Raw genomic sequence first — 17,032 nt, forward strand, 5'->3', positions numbered from 1 at the left:
TTAACCAATAAGCCTGTGGATTATTACCTTAAATGACCAAATACAGACGCGCCGCGCCAGTAAATTTGTCCACGCAATGTTCCAGCATTTTCTGCGTTTCCTCGGTCACTTTGGCGTAGCTATTAGCCTGCCACTGTTCAAGTGTATATTCCTTCACCGTTGGGTCATCCCCACAGTCAATGTCTTGTGAGACATAAGAACCACCTTCACCCTTGCCAACGCGGCGAATAGTGGTACTTAAATGCAACTGATAATTATCGTCGCCGCCGGCCAGATTTTTATATACCAACATCCAGGTTACAGGCGTAATCGTCACCGGGTCCCGATATTGTTTTGTCGGATGTTTATCAATCTCGACTTTGAGTATTTCAGCAATTCGCGGCATCAAATAAGGTAGAGAAGGATTCATTAAACCGCCTACTTGAGTGCCGCGCAGTTCATCCTTAGTGAAACTGGGTATCGTGCCACCGCCGGTAAACATCATCGCTACAGACTGCAGCGTTTTAAGCGCCACGACCTTAGTGGTGTCGCCTTGCGTGATATAACGTAACTGGAGATCCGACGGTCGACTGAAATCAGTTTCGAGTTTCTCTTCGGCCTCAAGCGTTATCTGCGAATGATTAGCGGAAATAACCGTCTGCGACTGCACGATTTTTGAACTGGGTGGTAGAGGCTTGTTAGCGCAGCCGGTGATTAATAAAGCCATTGCTAGCAAAGCGAGGGAAAACTTCTGTGGCATTTTCATTCCATAAAGTCGTTAGTCCTTGGTTAAATGCAGCATCGGCACCGAGGCATAAAACTTTACGGATAATGAAATTTCAGCCAGTAGAAGAGGTTTGATGAGGTGAAATAATGCGCAACTATGTGCGCATTATTGGGTTATGTGATTAGTTACCGCGATAAGTCGAATAACCAAACGGACTCAACAGCAGCGGAATATGGTAGTGCTCGCCGTTGCTTTCCATATTGAACTCGACCGGAATTTCCGGGAAGAAGGTTTTCTGGTTGTTCATTTTGTAATAGTCACCGGTTTTAAACACCACGCGATAGCTGCCTGCGCTGGCGGTTTTATCTTCCGGGAATAGCGCGCTAATTCTGCCGTTGCTGTCGGTTTTGCCGCTGGCTAATTTCACCCAGTTATTATTCTGTTTCTGATCGAGTTCAACCTCAATACCCGCTGTCGGCGAGCCTGTTTGCAGGTTCAAAACATGTACGCTGAGCGGATTTTTTGGTGCTGCCGGTTGTGCTGCTCCCGCTGACAGGCTGGTCGCAATCAGGATGGCGCTGGCTGAGGTAAAGAGAGTTTTCATTAAAATATCCTTTTTAAGCAGGTGAATGTGCTGCAATCCTGGATGCTTCGACAACAAAATCATAATTGATAAGACTAAATGTGAAATTTCTGAGATCTGACGAGCAATCGACCACGTGCTGACATCTTAGCGGGCATTGATGCAAACCTGGTTGCCATGAAGGGCGAGCATATGGAATGCAGGTGATTGTTGTTGTCACTCCCTCAGTACGAATGGCGGTTAATTTAATTATCAGTGAGCGGCAGCTACGCTAATCCACCTCCGATTATTCTGAGTCATCTGTCAGGATTTTTCTCTAAAAGTTGTACCAGTTTAAATAGCCTGTACAAATATAATTTTGCGGTTAATAAGCGAAGGGTAAAGCCAGAATAAGCGAAGCGGTAAATAAATTGAAGTTGATCAAGAAATAATCAATTATTTGGGTTTTTAGCTGGAAATAACCCTCCTGACATGGATAAATCTGTATTTAAGCGAAGCGTAAATACAGTATCAGGAGAGTGTTGTGCAGAAGTAAAATGATGTTAGATGATTATTCTTTTGGGAAGAATGTTATTTGCGTCGGCTGATTTTCCCTCCTTTTCTTCCTGCTTCAATGGCGCGCTCCGGGTCGTTTTTGAAGTTACCGCTGCTAGCCTGACCACCTTTGCGCCCGGCTTCAGCCGCGCGTTCCTTGTTCTCTGCGAAGTTGCCTGCACCACCACGACGTTGCGGCTTTTTTTCTTCCTCATCGGGTAGCTTCTTAGCGTCCGTCATTGGTTCTCCTCTTTTATAAATACCAACATGATGCAAAATAAATGTAGTGCCATTTTTTCCAGTTTCAAGCCTGGGTTTCTCGTAAGTCTTAATTCTAAGAGGCTTGCTTATGTTACTTCCAGTTAAATTTTCACTTCTCTCTAAATGTAACTACCATTAGTTAGTTGCTTAAGATTTTTAACATTAAAAAGAAAGCTTCTCTAGCCAGATAATAAGCGAAGCGGTAAGCGCATTTACTTATAACCTCAATCGCAATTCTTGCGCACATTACTTGCAGCTTGACGCTTGCTTGCTACGTTTAATTAATCTTCTTGTTTAGCCTAAATTAACGCTTCGCTTATTTTGCTCAATTAGCCTAAATGAGCTGATGTCATACCCATCAGGCAGCTAACTGTCGATGTTCTTCTCACTACCGGAGCAAATTGATGACCAAGGAATTTGTATATCTGGATTGGTTGCGCGATGCGCATGCGATGGAAAAACATGCAGAGCCTTTGCTGCAGGCAGCTACGCTGCGGCTGGAGGAGTTCCCGCTGTTGCAGGCACGTATGAAGCAATATGCACAACAAACCGCTGAACAGCAGCAGTGGGTGAAAGACGTTTTGAAACGCTACGACAGTAACTGGTCAGCGCTGAAAGACGCGTTAGGACGTTTGTCGATCGTTGGGCAAGCCGCGAGCGATATGTTGCGCAATGAAGAGGGCGTGCGCATTGCAGTGAGCAGCTACGTATTCTGTAACTATAAAGTGGCAACGTACACCGCATTACTGGCCGCAGCGCAGCAGGCGGCGGACAGCAAAGGGATTAAGACTTTCCAGCTGATCCTGCAACATGAAATCCAGATGGCAGATTGGCTTCTTCATCAGCTGCCGGACGTGGCGAATGAGGCCATTTTGCATAGCGCAGTAGCCGCAGTCTGACGGATAACTATAAGTGGTCGGCAGCCTTGCTCTGCTGACCGCTCAGTTTGGCTTGCAGGTTAAACGCTACAGAGAAACTAACTGTTTTCTCTTAGTCAAATTGCTGCAACCAATGAAATCAGGATCATTCTTTGCTATTTGTTAGTTTGGCGAGAACCTTTATTCTAAATTAAGTAAAAAAACCAGGCTTAGAATTTTATGTTATTCCCTATCAGTAAATGGAACTGATCAATGAAATCGATTTCAGCAAAATAACACTCCGCGTCTGATATTTGAAATGTGACCCTATCAATCATCGTCTCTAATGTTAATGAAATTGCTGACGATAACAGCAGAGATGCTGCCGATTAACGCCCGTAGCCTCTTCTGTTTTTTAAAACAACATTATTGTCTTCACTACTTTTCAATCAAAATCATTGAGGTTTCTAAATGGACGTAGTTCAAAGATTTTCACGTAATGTAAAGTTGCGAACCAAACTTACAATATCCTCTATGCTCAATATCGCGATGCTACTTTTAGTGGCGTTACTCGGATTAAATTCGCTGTTCTTAGCTGAAACCGGCGTTAACGGCATGATGAAAGACGATTATCCCACTATTGCATTGGGCAACCGATTAATTGATGAGATCAACGTAACGGTGCAGCAGCAGGCGCTGCTGCTGAGCCCGATTGATGCGCAACGCCGGACAACGATTCAGAGCAATCTTCAGGATGCCTCGAAGAAAATTACCGAAACCTATAAGCAGTTAAATAAGCTGGCTACCGATGATGAATCAATCGCATTTCTCAAGCGTGTGGAAGTGAAGCGATCTGAATTCCTTAAAGAGCGAAATGTATTCTTCGATTTAGTGAATAGTGATGTAACGAAAGCAGTGAATTTCTATTTTTCTACGCTTGCATTAGCGCAAAGAAATTATATCGATGAGGTTGAGGGGTTTATTACCCTGCAAGAGCAGCAAATGGATGGCTCCTATAATAATTTTATGGCGTCATACGGCAAAACTAAAATTTCCATGCTGATTATTTTTGTAGTGGCTATTTTACTTTCAGCATTTATTGGCTGGATTATTATTCGCTCGATTACAGTGCCATTGAAAAAAGTGATCGCCTTTCTTGGTCGAGTGGCGGATGGCGATCTCAGTTCTGATTTTCATGAACAGCGAAAGGATGAAATGGGGCAGTTAATTAACGCCATCCAGCAGATGCAGGAAAAGATGTCGGATATTGTCAGTCATATTCGCATTAGCGCAGAACAGATTTCCGGCGGCGCCAGCGAAATCATGTCGGGCACCAACGATCTCGCGGCGCGTACGGAAGAGCAGGCCAGCTCGGTAGAGCAAACGGCGGCCTCGGTGGAGGAGTTCAGTGCCACCATTAGCAACACGCGTAATAATACCCACGTTGCCGCCGATCTCTCCGCTAAGGCGGAAACCACGGTAGGACGTAATGCCAGCATGATGGACAACGTCGCCAGCAAAATGGCCGAAATCAATGATTCTGCCAGCCGCATGGCAGAGATCATCAACCTGATCGATTCCATTGCTTTCCAGACCAATATTCTGGCGCTCAATGCTGCGGTAGAAGCCGCACGCGCGGGTGAACATGGTCGCGGTTTTGCCGTGGTGGCGCAGGAAGTCCGCGCGCTGGCGCAGAAAACCGCCACCTCATCGCATGAAATCCGTAATTTGATTGAGGAGTCGTCCACGCGTATTGCCGATGGGCGCGATATGGTGACGGATGCCAATAAATTGATGAACGGCATGATGTCGAACGTGGCTGAGATGAAAGAGTTGCTGGTGCAGATCAATCAGGCCAGCAGCGAGCAGGCCGACGGCATCAGCCAAATCAACACCGCGATTAGCCAGATTGATATCACCACGCAGCAGAATGCGTCGCTGGTGGAACAATCGCTGGCGGCGTCGGCGATGCTGAGCGAGCAGGCGGCGAATATGGTGAATAGCGTAAGCGTGTTTACGCTGCGTCAAACCGCTTAATGCGAGTGTGATCCAGAACGGCATATGCGTTCTGGATCTTTTTTTAAATTGCCGTATATTCGCCGGTACCTTCTGGCCACGGCGTCAACAAATCAAAGCCGGTTTCGGTCACGGCGATGGTGTGTTCCCACTGCGCTGACAGCGAGCGGTCTTTGGTGACCACCGTCCAGCCATCGGACAGTACGCTGGTGCCGGCTTTACCCGCGTTGATCATCGGTTCGATAGTGAAAATCATGCCCGCCTGAAGCGCCAATCCCGCGCCTGACGTGCCGTAATGCAGAATCTGCGGATCGCCGTGATACACCTCGCCTACGCCGTGACCGCAATATTCGCGCACCACCGAGAAACCGGCTTTTTCCGCTACCTGCTGAATGGCCGCCCCGATATCGCCTAAGGTCGCGCCCGGTTTTACCACTTTGATACCTGCCACCATCGATTCGTAGGTGATATCCACCAAACGTTTGGCGCGCACCGACGGCTGGCCAACGTAATACATGCGGCTGGTGTCGCCGTACCAGCCATCTTTAATGATGCCGACGTCTATGTTGACGATGTCGCCATCCTTAAGCTTTTTCTCGCCCGGAATGCCGTGACACACCACGTGATTCACTGACGTACAGGTGGTTTTGCTGTAACCGTGATAGCCGATATTCGCTGGAATGACTTTCAACACGTTTACCACGTAATCATGACAAATCGCGTCCAGTTCATCGGTGGTGACGCCCGGTTTGACGTACGGCGTGATGATCTCCAGCACTTTAGCGGCGGCGTGTCCGGCGGCACGCGCCATTTCGATCTCTTCAGCGGTGTGCAGTTTGATGCTCATTACGCGATTCCCTGCGAGGTGAATAAAGGATGGTCGAGCAGTTGCGCTAAATCCGCGCCGCTGTCGCGTTCAACGCGCATCAGCAAGCGCGTCAATTCCTGATGATTGAGTGACGGATAAATCTCGGCCAGCATGCCGATCTTCATCCAGTGTTCCGCCTGCGCGTTGATGGAACGGCTCATCGCCGTGCTGGCGATGCGCAGATTCTCATGCATTAAGTCAGAGATTTTTACGATGCCCATGGTGCAACCTATATATGAATCGTATGTGATATGTATATAGGTTAACGTTTTAGGCTGGGATATGCAAAAAGGGGGTGAAGCCAATCCATGGCGGACAAAATCCTAAGGCGCCTTACTCAGACTTCGTTGGAGGACGACGACTTATTTTGCCTCCTTTCCGTCCCGCTTCAACGGCGCGTTCAGGATCGTTTCTGAAGTTGCCTCCACTGGCTTTGCCTCCCGCCTTGCCAGCTTCTTTCGCACGTTCTGGATCGTTAGCAAAATTCCCTGCGCCGCCTCTGTAGCTCTGTTTGTTCATAGGAAGACCTCTTATCAATGTTCCGTTAGATTTGAGGACTAGCTAGTCACGCTGCAATTTTAGTTCGCCGTTGCGTTAAAGCCAGGCCGTAAACGCCTATCATTGAAAATGATCATTAAGCGCGATGAAATTTGTCGAATTAATAGTGACCTTCGTCACATTTTACAATTCCTGACTATACTTCTGCCTTTGGGTTTCAACCTTTGCGCTACAAGGCGCGTTCAATATGCAGGGAACAGGAATGGACACATCGCAGCAAAACAGCGACGACGATTCAGCGCTAAGTAATCTCACCGTTAAACAGCGCATCTTCTTTGTGGTACTCGTAGCGACAATGGGTGCGCTGGCTTTTGGTTATGACACCGGGATTATCTCGGGTGCCTTGCCGTTTATGACCTTGCCGCCTGATCAGGGCGGTCTTGACCTCACACCATTCACCGAAGGTTTAGTCACTTCATCCCTGATCTTCGGTGCCGCGCTGGGTGCTTTCCTCAGTGGTTATTTCTCCGATCGCTTTGGCCGACGCATTACGCTGCGTTCTCTGGCGCTGATTTTTGTGCTGGGCGCGATTGGTACCGCCTTAGCGCCAAACCTGCACGTAATGGTGGCGATGCGTTTTCTGCTGGGCATCGCGGTGGGTGGCGGTTCCTCAACCGTCCCGGTGTTTATTGCCGAAATTGCCGGGCCAAAACGGCGTGCGCCGCTGGTGAGCCGCAACGAGCTGATGATTGTTTCCGGTCAGCTGCTGGCTTATGTGGTCAGCGCGGTGATGAGTTTCACGCTCAACGATCCGCATCTGTGGCGTTATATGCTGGCGATGGCGATGATTCCTGGCGCGTTGCTGTTTATCGGCACCTTCTTTGTGCCAGCGTCGCCACACTGGATGGTGGCAGAAGGGCGCATCAAAGAAGCGAGCCGTATCCTGCACAAACTGCGTGAAACGCCGCGCGAAGTGAAAAAGGAGATGTCGGAAATGCGCCAGCACGCGAAGGCGGCGCGTCAGGGGCCGTCAGCGCGTGAGCTGCTGCAAGAGAAATGGATTCTTCGCCTGCTGCTGGTGGGCGCGGGGCTCGGCATTGTTATCCAGTTCACCGGCGTGAACGCCTTTATGTACTACACGCCCGTGATTCTGAAAACCACCGGTATGGGCACCAATGCCTCGATTGCGGCGACCATCGGTAACGGCATTGTTTCGGTGCTGGCCACCATGGTGGGCATCAAAGCGGTGGGACGTTTTGGACGTCGCACCATGCTGATGACCGGTTTGACGGTGGTGATCGCCATGCAGCTGGCACTCGGCTGCGTGCTGCTGTTGATGCCACAAGACATGACGCAAAGTATCTTCGCGCTGGCGGCTATTCTGGTGTTCCTGTTCTTTATGCAGATGTGCATTTCGCCGGTTTACTGGCTGCTGATGTCGGAGCTGTTCCCGATGAAAGTGCGCGGCGTGCTGACCGGCGCTGCGGTTTCGTTCCAGTGGATCTGTAACGCGGCGGTGGCGTTTGCCTTCCCGCCGCTGCTCTCCGCCACCGGCAATGGCGCATTCTTTATCTTTGCAGCCATCAACGTCGGCTCGCTGATCTTCGTAATCACTATGCTGCCGGAGACCAAAGGCAAATCGCTCGAGCAGATCGAAAATGAGATGCGCGAGCGGTTCAGCGAGCAGGAGCAGGATCAGCAAACCGCGTAGCGGCGCTTGAGAATTCCTGGTCACGGGAGGAAGATACGCATCTTTCACCGGGCCAGGATTTCCCATGCTAATCACCGCCGAGAACACGCGCACCTTCAATACCGACATTCGTCTGGCCTGCACGCTGGCCGCCGTTGCGGGCGCACTTAACACCGCAGCGTTTGAAACGGTCGGCTTCTTCTCGGCGAACATGACCGGCAATGTCTCCTCACTTTCCGACCATCTGGCCAAAGCTAATCTGCACGTCGGCCTGTTTTTTCTGCTCATCGTGCTGCTGTTTATCGCCGGATCTTCTGTCTCAACGCTGATAATCAACTCCGGCAGACGGCGCCAGATTCGCGGCATCTACGCCATCAACATCCTGATTGAAGGCATCGCTTTGCTGCTGCTCGGCGTGATTGAAAGCTGGTTTCGCTTTAGCGGCTCTGGCGTGTTGCTGGTGCTGAGCCTGAGTTTTTTGATGGGATTGCAAAACGCCGTTGTGACGCGCATCTCCAACGCCCGCGTGCGCACCACGCACGTTTCTGGCACCGCGACCGATATCGGCATTGAGCTGGCGATGCTGTTTGATGTGCTGCGCCGCAAAGAATCCCCCAAAGATGCGCCGCTCTACATTGAGCGGCTTAAGCTGCATTTTTACACCGTGCTGGCGTTTTTGGCCGGCGGTGTGTTGGGGATTTGGCTGCTGCAGTGGATGAGTTATCTGCTGCTGATGGTGATCGGTGCGCTGCTCAGCGTATTGGCTTTAGCGGCACTCAAAAGGCTCTAATCGGTGACCGGCTTCACACTTCCCCACGTCGTTCGCTAAAACTGCTTGCCACTTTTTCCGCGCTGTTAGCATGATAGCGCCCGTTGAGGATTGTTACTGTTCGGCAGGCAAAACCTGAGACGCGCCCTTTTTCAGTTGAAGAGGGCGCGTCTCAGGTTTTTTTTTGCGCGAAATTCGGGACATGAGTTTAGGGCATTGTTCAGGAGAAAGAGTGATGCAATATCAGGAACTGGCGGATGACATCGTTGCCGGTGTTGGCGGCAAAGAGAACATCATTAGCGTGATGCACTGCGCTACGCGCTTACGCTTCAAATTGAAAAACAGTCAAAAAGCGCAAACGGCGGCGTTAAAGGACAATCCTGGCGTGATCATGGTGGTGGAGAGCGGCGGTCAATATCAGGTGGTGATTGGCAATCAGGTGGCGGAAGTGTATCGCGAACTCACGGCACGTCACGCGCTGGATAATCAGAACGAGTCCGCAGATAACGCTGCACCGCAAGGCTTGTTTGCACGCTTTATCGATCTGGTTTCCGGCATCTTTACCCCGTTCATCGGCGTGATGATCGCCACCGGCATCATCAAGGGGTTGCTGGCGTTGGCGTTGGTGCTCGGCGTGATGAGTGCCGACAGCGGCAGCTACAAAGTGCTGTTTGTCGCCAGCGACGGTTTGTTCTACTTCCTGCCGATTTTGCTCGGCTACAGCGCCGGTAAAAAATTCGGCGGCAATCCGTTTGTCAGCATGGCGATTGCCGCTGCGCTGGTGCATCCAATGATTCTCGAAGTGCTGCAACAGCAGCAGCAGGGCAATGCGCTGACCTTCATCGGCATCCCGCTCGAAGTGCTGAACTACAGCTCGTCGGTGATTCCGATTATTTTCGCGGCCTGGGTTTCCAGCCTGATTGAACGCTGGGTGCATCCGCGTTCGCCCAGCGCGGTGCGTAACTTCACTACGCCGTTGTGCTGCCTGCTGATCACCGTGCCGCTGACGTTTCTGGCGATTGGTCCGGCGGCGACCTGGCTGAGCCGCATGTTGGCCGAAGGTTATCTGTGGATTTACAGCCTGAGCCCAATGATTGCGGGTGCGGTGATGGGCGCGATTTGGCAAGTGTGCGTGATTTTCGGTCTGCACTGGGGTTTAGTGCCGATCATGCTGAACAACCTCGCCAACTTTGGTCACGACACGCTGCTGCCATTGCTGATGCCTGCGGTGCTGGGCCAGGCGGGCGCCACGCTTGGCATCTTCCTGCACACCCGCGAAGCGAAACTGAAAGCGATGGCGGGATCGGCCTTTACCGCCAGCATCTTCGGCATCACCGAGCCGGCGGTATATGGCGTGACGCTACCGCGCCGTCGTCCGTTTATCTTCGGCTGCATCGGTGGCGCCTTGGGCGCGGCGATCCTTGGCTTCTGGCACACCACCATTTACTCGTTTGGTTTCCCGAGCGTGTTCACCTTTATTCAGGTGGTGCCGAACAGCGGCATTGATGCCAGCGTGCTGGCGGCATTTGCCGGTGCGGCGGTGGCGCTGAGTTTCGCTTGCGTCAGTACCTATCTGTTCGGTCTGACCAAGCCCGCAGCCGAAGTCGTTGCGCCGCCGGCAGCGGTTGCTCCACCCACCAGCCTGACGCGCCGCGAAAGCGTGGTCAGCCCGATGGCGGGCGATGTCATTCCGCTCGATCAGGTCAAAGACGAAACCTTTGCCAGCGGATTGCTCGGTAAAGGCGCGGCGATTATTCCGCAGCAGGGCCGCGTGGTTTCGCCGATCGATGGCGTAGTGTCGTCAATGTTCCGCACCGGCCATGCGATTGGCCTGACTTCGGCGCAGGGCGCGGAAGTGCTGATCCACGTCGGGCTCGATACCGTGAAGCTCGATGGACAATATTTCTCTCCGAAGGTAGCGAACGATCAGCCGGTCAAAGTGGGCGATCTGCTGCTGGAGTTCGATCTCGATGCGATTAAAGCCGCAGGCTTTGACCTTACTACGCCGGTGCTGGTGAGTAATAGCGAAGACTTTGTGGATGTGTTAACCCTGAGCCGCACGGCTGTGAGCGAAGGCGCTCCGTTGTTGGCCGTGCTGAAATAATAGAGGAGCAAACAGATGACTAAACGTTTCCCGGACGGATTTTTATGGGGCGGCGCCGTTGCCGCAAACCAGGTTGAAGGCGCGTATCAGGAAGGTGGCAAAGGTTTATCGACCTCCGACCTGCAACCCAAGGGCATATTTGGTGCACGCGTCGAGCGCAGCGATGACGATTTTGGCATCAAGGATACCGCCATCGATTTCTATAACCGCTTCCCGGAGGACATCAAACTGTTCGCCGAAATGGGCTTTACCGTGCTGCGTACCTCGATTGCCTGGACGCGCATCTTCCCGCAGGGCGATGAAGCGGAACCCAATGAAGCGGGATTAGCCTATTACGATCGCCTGTTCGATGAGATGGCGAAATACAACATCACGCCGCTGGTGACACTGTCACATTACGAAATGCCGTACGGCTTGATCAAAAAGTACGGCGGCTGGGGCAATCGCATCACCATTGATTGCTTCGAACGCTATGCGCGCGCGGTGTTCACCCGCTTCCAGCACAAGGTGAAGCTGTGGCTGACCTTTAATGAGATCAACATGTCGCTGCACGCGCCGTTCACCGGCGTAGGTCTGGCGGAAGAGAGCGATCAGCAGGCAATCTATCAGGCGATTCATCATCAGCTGGTGGCGAGCGGACGCGCGGTGAAAGCCTGCCATGAAATCGTTAAGGACGGCAAAATCGGCAACATGCTGCTGGGCGCGCTGCTCTATCCGCTGAGCTGCCGTCCGGCGGACGTGCTGGAGACTCTGCAACAGAACCGCGAATGGCTGTTCTTTGGCGATGTACAGGTGCGCGGCGCGTATCCGGCCTATATGAAGCGCTTCTTCGCCGATCGTAACATCAGCATCGAGATCACCGATGCCGATAAGCGCGACCTGCAAAACACCGTCGATTACATCTCCTTCAGCTACTACATGACCGGCTGCGTCACCACTAACGAAGAGGAGAACCAGAAAGCGCGCGGCAACATTCTCTCGATGGTGCCGAACCCGCACTTGCCGAGTTCGGATTGGGGCTGGCAGATCGATCCTGAAGGGTTGCGCATTCTGCTTAACATCCTCTATGACCGCTATCAGAAGCCACTGTTCATCGTAGAAAACGGGCTTGGTGCCAAAGATGTGGTGGAAGCGGACGGGCAAATTAACGACGACTACCGTATCCGATATCTCAACGATCATCTGGTGCAGGTGCGTGAAGCGATTGAAGATGGCGTCGAGGTATTGGGTTATACCTGCTGGGGGCCGATTGATTTGGTCAGCGCGTCAAAAGCCGAGTTCTCCAAGCGTTACGGCTTTATCTACGTGGATCGCGATGATGCTGGCAACGGCACGCTGGCGCGTTCACGCAAGAAGAGCTTCTTCTGGTATCAGGACGTGATTCGTAGCCATGGTGCGGCGTTGAAATAAGTGAGTTGAATGAAGGGTGCGCAATCATGCGCACCTGGTTTACGCCTCATCCGCGTCATCCTGCAACGCCAGCGTCTCTTTGCGTACCCGCTCAATATGAATGGTGAGAAACATGCGTTCCTCGCTGGAGAGCTGATACAGGTATTTCTGCTGAATATGCTGGTCAATCTTCACTGCACATTGATAGGCGAGTGGATATTTGTCGCGCACCACATCATGTAAAGATTCATCCTCGCTCCACACGCCGCGTTTGCCTAACATGCGCTGCGCAAAGAACTTCAAATGGTTGACGAAACGGTTGTAGCTCAGGCTCTCTGTGCGGTAATCCAGCTGCAGGCGATACTTCACGATATGCAGGGTTTCCTGCATAAATTGCGTGATGTGCGAAACATCGGCGAAATCACTGCCGAGCTGCGCATTCACCAGATGCAGGGCGATAAATCCGGCTTCATCTTCAGGTAACTCCACGCCAAGCCGTTTGTGAATCAGCGCCAGCGCTTCGATACCGAGGGAAAACTCTTTCGGATAGAGCGTTTTGATCTCCCACTTCAACACGTTGCGAATCGGGATACCTTGCTGGTGGCGCTCAATCGCAAAATGGCAGTGATCGCACAGTGCGATAGAGAGGCTTTCATGCAGCGGCTGGCCCAGCTGCTGACGCGCATTGGCAATGATCAGTTCGCTGGTGGTGATCACCTCGAGCGGGATATCCGACAGCAGTTCGCTCAGCCGGCCGGTTAAGGTATCACTTTGCAGCGCAAACACTTTTTCGATCTGCTGCGCATCCAGTTCGTCGCCAACGCGCTTCTGAAACGCCAAACCGCGTCCCATCACCACCTGTTCTTTGCCGTTGTCGCCCAGCACCACCGCGACATTATTGTTGAGGATTTTCGCGATTTTCATTTTTATCTGCCCTGAAAATAAAAAACCTGACCCACCGGGAGGACGGCGTGTCAGGTTTTGCCTGCGCTGAACGCAGTAACAATCTCGCAAGATCATAATCGGCTGTGCCTTCCCGACAAGCAGAGCGACAGTTAAATGTGAAACGCATCATATTTCCAGCGCATTTAATCAGACGCGTCAAAGGCGCAATTTAATGAATGTAAGGATAGCGTAAGGAAATGATCAGATTTCTATAAAGTTTGCGTTAAGGCTGCCGATAGTACCGTAACGTTAAATTAACAGGAGTTGCGTACATGACTGGGATTTCAACATTAGGAGTCGGTTCAGGACTGGGTTTAAGCACCATTCTCGACAAACTGACCGCGGCAGAAAAACAATCGCTGGCACCGATTTCCAAACAACAATCCGCTGCGACCGCGAAGTTGTCCGCCTACGGCACCCTTAAAACCGCGATTCAGACCTTCCAGACGGCAAACAATAAATTAAACGATGCCGCGCTTTATACTTCGACGACCACAGCATCCAGTTCCAGTGCGTTTAGCGCCGATTCCAACGGCAATGCGCTGGCGGGAAAATACACCATCAGCGTGCAGAAGCTGGCGCAATCCCAGACGCTAACCAGCGAGACGAAAACCGATATCAAAGCGGCGATAGGTAGCGATGCCGCGTCCAGAACCCTGAAATTTGTTAACGCGGAAGGTAAAGAGAAAAGCATAACGCTAACCAAAGATCAGACTTCGCTTTCGGCGATTCGTGACACCATTAACAAATCCGACGTTGGCGTTACTGCAAGCCTGATCAAGGTCTCCGCCACGGAATACCGTTTGTCGCTGACATCATCGGCATCCGGCACCGCCAATGCGGTGAAATCGCTGAGCGTGACCGGCGATGATACCTTGCAGGATTTTATCGGCTTTGATGCATCAGATGCGGCCAGCAGCGGCATGGCGCAAAGCGTCGAGGCGCAGAATGCCAAGCTGACCGTAAACAATGTGGCGATTGAGAGCAGCAGCAACGTTATCACCGACGCGGTGGAAGGCATCACGCTGAAGCTTAACGATGAAACCAGCGGCAACCAAACGCTGACGGTGAGCAGCGATACCAACAAGGCGAAAACCGCCATTACCGATTGGGTGAATGCCTATAACTCGCTGCAGGATACGATGGCGAGTTTGACTAAATACACGCCAGTGGATGCGGGTAAAGATCCGGACGGGAAGAATGGAGCGCTACTCGGTGATGGCACACTGCGTAATATTCAGGTGCAACTGAAAAGTATTCTGGCCAACAGCTCGGGTTCAGGTGTTTATAAAACGCTATCTCAGGCGGGCATTACTACCGATCCCACTAACGGCCAACTTAAGCTGGATGCCACCAAACTGACCACCAGCTTGCAAGTGAAACCAGAAGCGATTCGGGACATGTTTGTCGGTGATGGCAAAAAAACCGGTGTTTCGACGGTGCTGAACACCACTTTCACCGCATTTCTCAGCAGTAAAGGTGTGTTGCAGGGCGCGACGGATTCCATCAGTAAAAAACTGAATACGCTAACCGATCAGTACAATACCGCCAGCAAACGTATTGATGACACGATTGCGCGGTATAAAAAGCAGTTCACCAATCTGGATAAGATGGTCAGCGTACTGAATAACACCAGTAACTATCTCACCGAGCAGTTCAGCAATAGTACAAAGACCAATAAGTAAGCGTAACGCGGTCGCCATAAATGGCGATCGCTATTTCTGAAACTAGCCTTACTTTTTCTTATTCAGCATGGCCTTCAAATCGGCAAAAGGGTTATAGGTGGCTTCACCAACATCCTTCTGCGCATCTTCACCCGCCACAACTCGCGTGCCGTACTGATCCGCTTCGGTGTATTTCGAGTGCTCGTGATCGTGACAATAGAGGCACAACAACTCCCAGTTACTGCCATCTTCCGGGTTATTGGTATGGTCGTGATCGATATGGTGAACGGTTAATTCGCGCAGGTTGGAATAAACAAATTCACGCGAGCAGCGGCCGCATACCCACGGATAGATTTTCAATGCTTTCTCACGATAGCCGCTTTCCAGCCGCGAGTAGTCTTTAGGGATCAGAGCCATTGCCGACGTTGCCTGTTTGAAAGAGATAAAGCGACATGTTATCTGCTCATCCCGCAGCTGCCAATGATGTTTATCATTCCTGAGCATCCGTTCTAAAAAAACCGCCTACACTAGTTTGTAACTACGCGGAAATAAAAGGCCGCCCGACCCCGTTCGATGGAAATTCACTCATAAAATGATGCCCGTTAATGATTCTCCGTCGGTAAGCCGGATGCAACGTATCGCTTTGACTATGATGGTGGCATTGCTGGCCACCATCCCTCTATGGACTAACAAAATTTATTATCGGGATGATCTTTACCGGATATTAGATGGGGATAGATCAACATGGCTAAGTAACGGGAGGCCGGGCACCTGGTTATTACAATCCCTGATCTCTTTTGGTGATACGGTCAGCGATATTTCTCCGCTTAATTTACTGCTCGGATTGCTGGCGCTAAGTATTGCTGCGGTATTTTTCACGGAAAGATTGAGAATTCCGCTTGCGGGTTTCTGGTCATTTCTCCCGCCGCTATTTATCATTCTTAATCCCTTTCTGACGCAGGGAATGCTCTATACCTATGACAGTTTCACCATACTTCTGTCATTTGCAGGCGCCATGCTGGCAAGCATGGTTAATCGCGCAAAGCCTTTTCAGGAGATCGTTTACACGGCGCTGATATTATTGCTGATTCAGACACTCTATCAGCCAGGGCTCAATGTCTATATTGCCTGCGTAGCCTTGCTGGTCGTCTCTCGACTGGTAAATGATCAATCCAGCTGGAAGTGGCTGTGCGGGAAAATAGTGGCGCTGGGCATTGCCATCCTGACTTATAAACTCGCGATGAATTATTTATTGCCGGTGAAGATCGACTGGTACAGCATGAAACACAGCAAGCTGTTATCACTGAATTCCGATTCTCTGCAAGTACTTATCAACACTATTAAGGCGTTCAGTGACCTTTTTCTCAGCGCCTATCCGCGCGGCATGATGGTATTTATAGGGCTGCCTATGCTGATAATGTTTTCAGGCCTTGTTTTGATGGTTCGAAACTTAAAACAGCAGCAGAAGTTTACGCTAAATACGGTCTTATTGCTGTTCAGTGCGGGATTGATCGTCATCATCGCCATCCCCGGACTTTCATTGGCCTTAGCCACGCCGTTATTTGCACCGCGTATGCTGGGCGCGTGCAGCATTACTTTCCTGTTCTGTTTCTATGTAGCCGTTTATTTATTACCTGCAATAAGAAGCTGGCTGGCGGGATTGAGTGCGATATTGCTGTTTTATCATCTGGTGGTGATGCTGGTCACTTTTAACACTGTAGTTAACGATCAACGTTATCAAATGGAGGTGATGAATCAGATCAAAATCACGCTTTCTGCTCCCGCTGCCCAATCGATTGATTCACTCGCCTTTATTGGGCAGTTGAATGATGCTCCAGAAGTACAAACCAATATTCGTAACTTCCCCATCATCGATCATATCCGCATGAAAATGTTGGGTGAGTCTGAACCGTGGATATGGCTGGCGCTGATCAAACATGTAGGTTTGAGATTGAAAGCGGTGAAAGCAACGGATGAAATGAGAGTAATTAAACCGCGTCAGGTTCTGGCGCGGGGACCCAATTATGACGCCTTTCAGGATGGGCAAACGATGGTGATTGATTTTAGAAAATCGGGTGGGCAGATTAATAAACTTTAATTCAACGGCTCAGTCCGGTTGCGGGTGGGTAATAATCCCGGACTGAGCTT

General features: G+C 51.0%; 16 protein-coding genes. 8 read left to right on the forward strand and 8 right to left on the reverse strand.

What is annotated here, in order from left to right; genetic code table 11:
* Positions 1 to 28 precede the first annotated feature (28 nt).
* The 3 genes from K5Y30_RS17515 to K5Y30_RS17525 all read right to left on the reverse strand — a co-directional run bounded on the left by K5Y30_RS17515 (position 29) and on the right by K5Y30_RS17525 (position 2,063).
* Entirely contained in the window at positions 29 to 739 is a 711-nt protein-coding gene (locus K5Y30_RS17515) for a hypothetical protein (protein ID WP_222212477.1), read from the reverse strand.
* Positions 740 to 887: 148 nt separating this feature from the next.
* On the reverse strand, positions 888 to 1,310 hold the full coding sequence (gene uraH, locus K5Y30_RS17520; RefSeq protein WP_110867159.1) for a hydroxyisourate hydrolase: 423 nt from the start codon (positions 1,308 to 1,310) through the stop codon (positions 888 to 890).
* A gap of 549 nt (positions 1,311 to 1,859) precedes the next feature.
* Complete coding sequence (locus K5Y30_RS17525; protein ID WP_064740224.1) at positions 1,860 to 2,063, reverse strand: general stress protein; 204 nt, start codon at positions 2,061 to 2,063, stop codon at positions 1,860 to 1,862.
* A 425-nt stretch (positions 2,064 to 2,488) separates the two neighbouring features.
* Between K5Y30_RS17525 and K5Y30_RS17530 the strand changes: the two genes are divergently transcribed.
* A complete protein-coding gene (locus K5Y30_RS17530; RefSeq protein WP_222183016.1) occupies positions 2,489 to 2,983 on the forward strand; it encodes a DUF892 family protein in 495 nt (164 codons plus the stop codon).
* Positions 2,984 to 3,412: 429 nt separating this feature from the next.
* A complete protein-coding gene (locus K5Y30_RS17535) occupies positions 3,413 to 4,978 on the forward strand; it encodes a methyl-accepting chemotaxis protein (RefSeq protein ID WP_222183018.1) in 1,566 nt (521 codons plus the stop codon).
* Positions 4,979 to 5,021: 43 nt separating this feature from the next.
* Here K5Y30_RS17535 and map read toward each other — a convergent pair whose 3' ends face one another.
* From map to K5Y30_RS17550, 3 genes are all read right to left on the reverse strand, one after another.
* Positions 5,022 to 5,804: a type I methionyl aminopeptidase gene (gene map / locus K5Y30_RS17540; protein ID WP_222212479.1), complete on the reverse strand. Its 783-nt coding sequence runs from the start codon at positions 5,802 to 5,804 to the stop codon at positions 5,022 to 5,024.
* Complete coding sequence (locus K5Y30_RS17545) at positions 5,804 to 6,046, reverse strand: ParD-like family protein (RefSeq protein WP_008106304.1); 243 nt, start codon at positions 6,044 to 6,046, stop codon at positions 5,804 to 5,806. The genes map and K5Y30_RS17545 overlap by 1 nt, the downstream gene beginning before the upstream one ends.
* Positions 6,047 to 6,158: 112 nt before the next feature.
* Positions 6,159 to 6,344 carry a general stress protein gene (locus K5Y30_RS17550; protein ID WP_101761305.1) on the reverse strand — a complete coding sequence of 62 codons (186 nt, stop codon included), beginning with the start codon at positions 6,342 to 6,344 and terminating at the stop codon, positions 6,159 to 6,161.
* A 241-nt stretch (positions 6,345 to 6,585) separates the two neighbouring features.
* Here K5Y30_RS17550 and K5Y30_RS17555 point away from each other — a divergent pair, with 241 nt between their 5' ends.
* The 4 genes from K5Y30_RS17555 to K5Y30_RS17570 all read left to right on the forward strand — a co-directional run bounded on the left by K5Y30_RS17555 (position 6,586) and on the right by K5Y30_RS17570 (position 12,296).
* The gene (locus tag K5Y30_RS17555) at positions 6,586 to 8,034 is read left to right on the forward strand and encodes a sugar porter family MFS transporter (RefSeq protein WP_222212481.1); all 1,449 of its coding nucleotides are present in this window, start codon (positions 6,586 to 6,588) and stop codon (positions 8,032 to 8,034) included.
* Positions 8,035 to 8,098: 64 nt separating this feature from the next.
* Complete coding sequence (locus K5Y30_RS17560; protein WP_222212483.1) at positions 8,099 to 8,803, forward strand: YoaK family protein; 705 nt, start codon at positions 8,099 to 8,101, stop codon at positions 8,801 to 8,803.
* 214 nt (positions 8,804 to 9,017) lie between these two features.
* The gene (gene bglF / locus K5Y30_RS17565) at positions 9,018 to 10,886 is read left to right on the forward strand and encodes a PTS beta-glucoside transporter subunit IIABC (RefSeq protein ID WP_222212485.1); all 1,869 of its coding nucleotides are present in this window, start codon (positions 9,018 to 9,020) and stop codon (positions 10,884 to 10,886) included.
* Positions 10,887 to 10,901: 15 nt separating this feature from the next.
* The gene (locus tag K5Y30_RS17570) at positions 10,902 to 12,296 is read left to right on the forward strand and encodes a glycoside hydrolase family 1 protein (protein WP_222212487.1); all 1,395 of its coding nucleotides are present in this window, start codon (positions 10,902 to 10,904) and stop codon (positions 12,294 to 12,296) included.
* 39 nt (positions 12,297 to 12,335) lie between these two features.
* Here the strand turns inward: K5Y30_RS17570 and licT are convergent, their stop codons facing one another.
* Positions 12,336 to 13,199: a BglG family transcription antiterminator LicT gene (gene licT, locus K5Y30_RS17575; RefSeq protein WP_222212489.1), complete on the reverse strand. Its 864-nt coding sequence runs from the start codon at positions 13,197 to 13,199 to the stop codon at positions 12,336 to 12,338.
* Positions 13,200 to 13,492: 293 nt separating this feature from the next.
* Here licT and fliD point away from each other — a divergent pair, with 293 nt between their 5' ends.
* The gene (fliD, locus tag K5Y30_RS17580) at positions 13,493 to 14,905 is read left to right on the forward strand and encodes a flagellar filament capping protein FliD (RefSeq protein WP_110867167.1); all 1,413 of its coding nucleotides are present in this window, start codon (positions 13,493 to 13,495) and stop codon (positions 14,903 to 14,905) included.
* 48 nt (positions 14,906 to 14,953) lie between these two features.
* On the opposite strand, the gene yajD is transcribed toward fliD, so the two are convergent.
* Positions 14,954 to 15,301 carry an HNH nuclease YajD gene (yajD, locus tag K5Y30_RS17585; protein WP_222212491.1) on the reverse strand — a complete coding sequence of 116 codons (348 nt, stop codon included), beginning with the start codon at positions 15,299 to 15,301 and terminating at the stop codon, positions 14,954 to 14,956.
* Between the two features lie 211 nt (positions 15,302 to 15,512).
* Between yajD and K5Y30_RS17590 the strand changes: the two genes are divergently transcribed.
* Entirely contained in the window at positions 15,513 to 16,982 is a 1,470-nt protein-coding gene (locus tag K5Y30_RS17590; RefSeq protein ID WP_222212493.1) for a glucosyltransferase domain-containing protein, read from the forward strand.
* Positions 16,983 to 17,032 lie beyond the last annotated feature (50 nt).

The sequence above is a fragment of the Pantoea sp. DY-5 genome (assembly GCF_019795955.1).
GTDB classification, from domain to species: domain Bacteria; phylum Pseudomonadota; class Gammaproteobacteria; order Enterobacterales; family Enterobacteriaceae; genus Pantoea; species Pantoea leporis.

Bases quoted from the DNA above. Each gene is read 5' to 3' on its own strand.
- K5Y30_RS17555 (WP_222212481.1), top strand. From the start codon at position 6,586: ATGGACACATCGCAGCAAAACAGCGACGACGATTCAGCGCTAAGTAAT.
- K5Y30_RS17530 (WP_222183016.1), top strand. From the start codon at position 2,489: ATGACCAAGGAATTTGTATATCTGGATTGGTTGCGCGATGCGCATGCG.
- K5Y30_RS17525 (WP_064740224.1), bottom strand. From the start codon at position 2,063: ATGACGGACGCTAAGAAGCTACCCGATGAGGAAGAAAAAAAGCCGCAA.
- K5Y30_RS17590 (WP_222212493.1), top strand. From the start codon at position 15,513: ATGCAACGTATCGCTTTGACTATGATGGTGGCATTGCTGGCCACCATC.
- K5Y30_RS17535 (WP_222183018.1), top strand. From the start codon at position 3,413: ATGGACGTAGTTCAAAGATTTTCACGTAATGTAAAGTTGCGAACCAAA.
- K5Y30_RS17560 (WP_222212483.1), top strand. From the start codon at position 8,099: ATGCTAATCACCGCCGAGAACACGCGCACCTTCAATACCGACATTCGT.
- uraH (WP_110867159.1), bottom strand. From the start codon at position 1,310: ATGAAAACTCTCTTTACCTCAGCCAGCGCCATCCTGATTGCGACCAGC.
- licT (WP_222212489.1), bottom strand. From the start codon at position 13,199: ATGAAAATCGCGAAAATCCTCAACAATAATGTCGCGGTGGTGCTGGGC.
- bglF (WP_222212485.1), top strand. From the start codon at position 9,018: ATGCAATATCAGGAACTGGCGGATGACATCGTTGCCGGTGTTGGCGGC.
- map (WP_222212479.1), bottom strand. From the start codon at position 5,804: ATGAGCATCAAACTGCACACCGCTGAAGAGATCGAAATGGCGCGTGCC.
- fliD (WP_110867167.1), top strand. From the start codon at position 13,493: ATGACTGGGATTTCAACATTAGGAGTCGGTTCAGGACTGGGTTTAAGC.
- yajD (WP_222212491.1), bottom strand. From the start codon at position 15,301: ATGGCTCTGATCCCTAAAGACTACTCGCGGCTGGAAAGCGGCTATCGT.
- K5Y30_RS17570 (WP_222212487.1), top strand. From the start codon at position 10,902: ATGACTAAACGTTTCCCGGACGGATTTTTATGGGGCGGCGCCGTTGCC.
- K5Y30_RS17545 (WP_008106304.1), bottom strand. From the start codon at position 6,046: ATGGGCATCGTAAAAATCTCTGACTTAATGCATGAGAATCTGCGCATC.
- K5Y30_RS17515 (WP_222212477.1), bottom strand. From the start codon at position 739: ATGCCACAGAAGTTTTCCCTCGCTTTGCTAGCAATGGCTTTATTAATC.
- K5Y30_RS17550 (WP_101761305.1), bottom strand. From the start codon at position 6,344: ATGAACAAACAGAGCTACAGAGGCGGCGCAGGGAATTTTGCTAACGAT.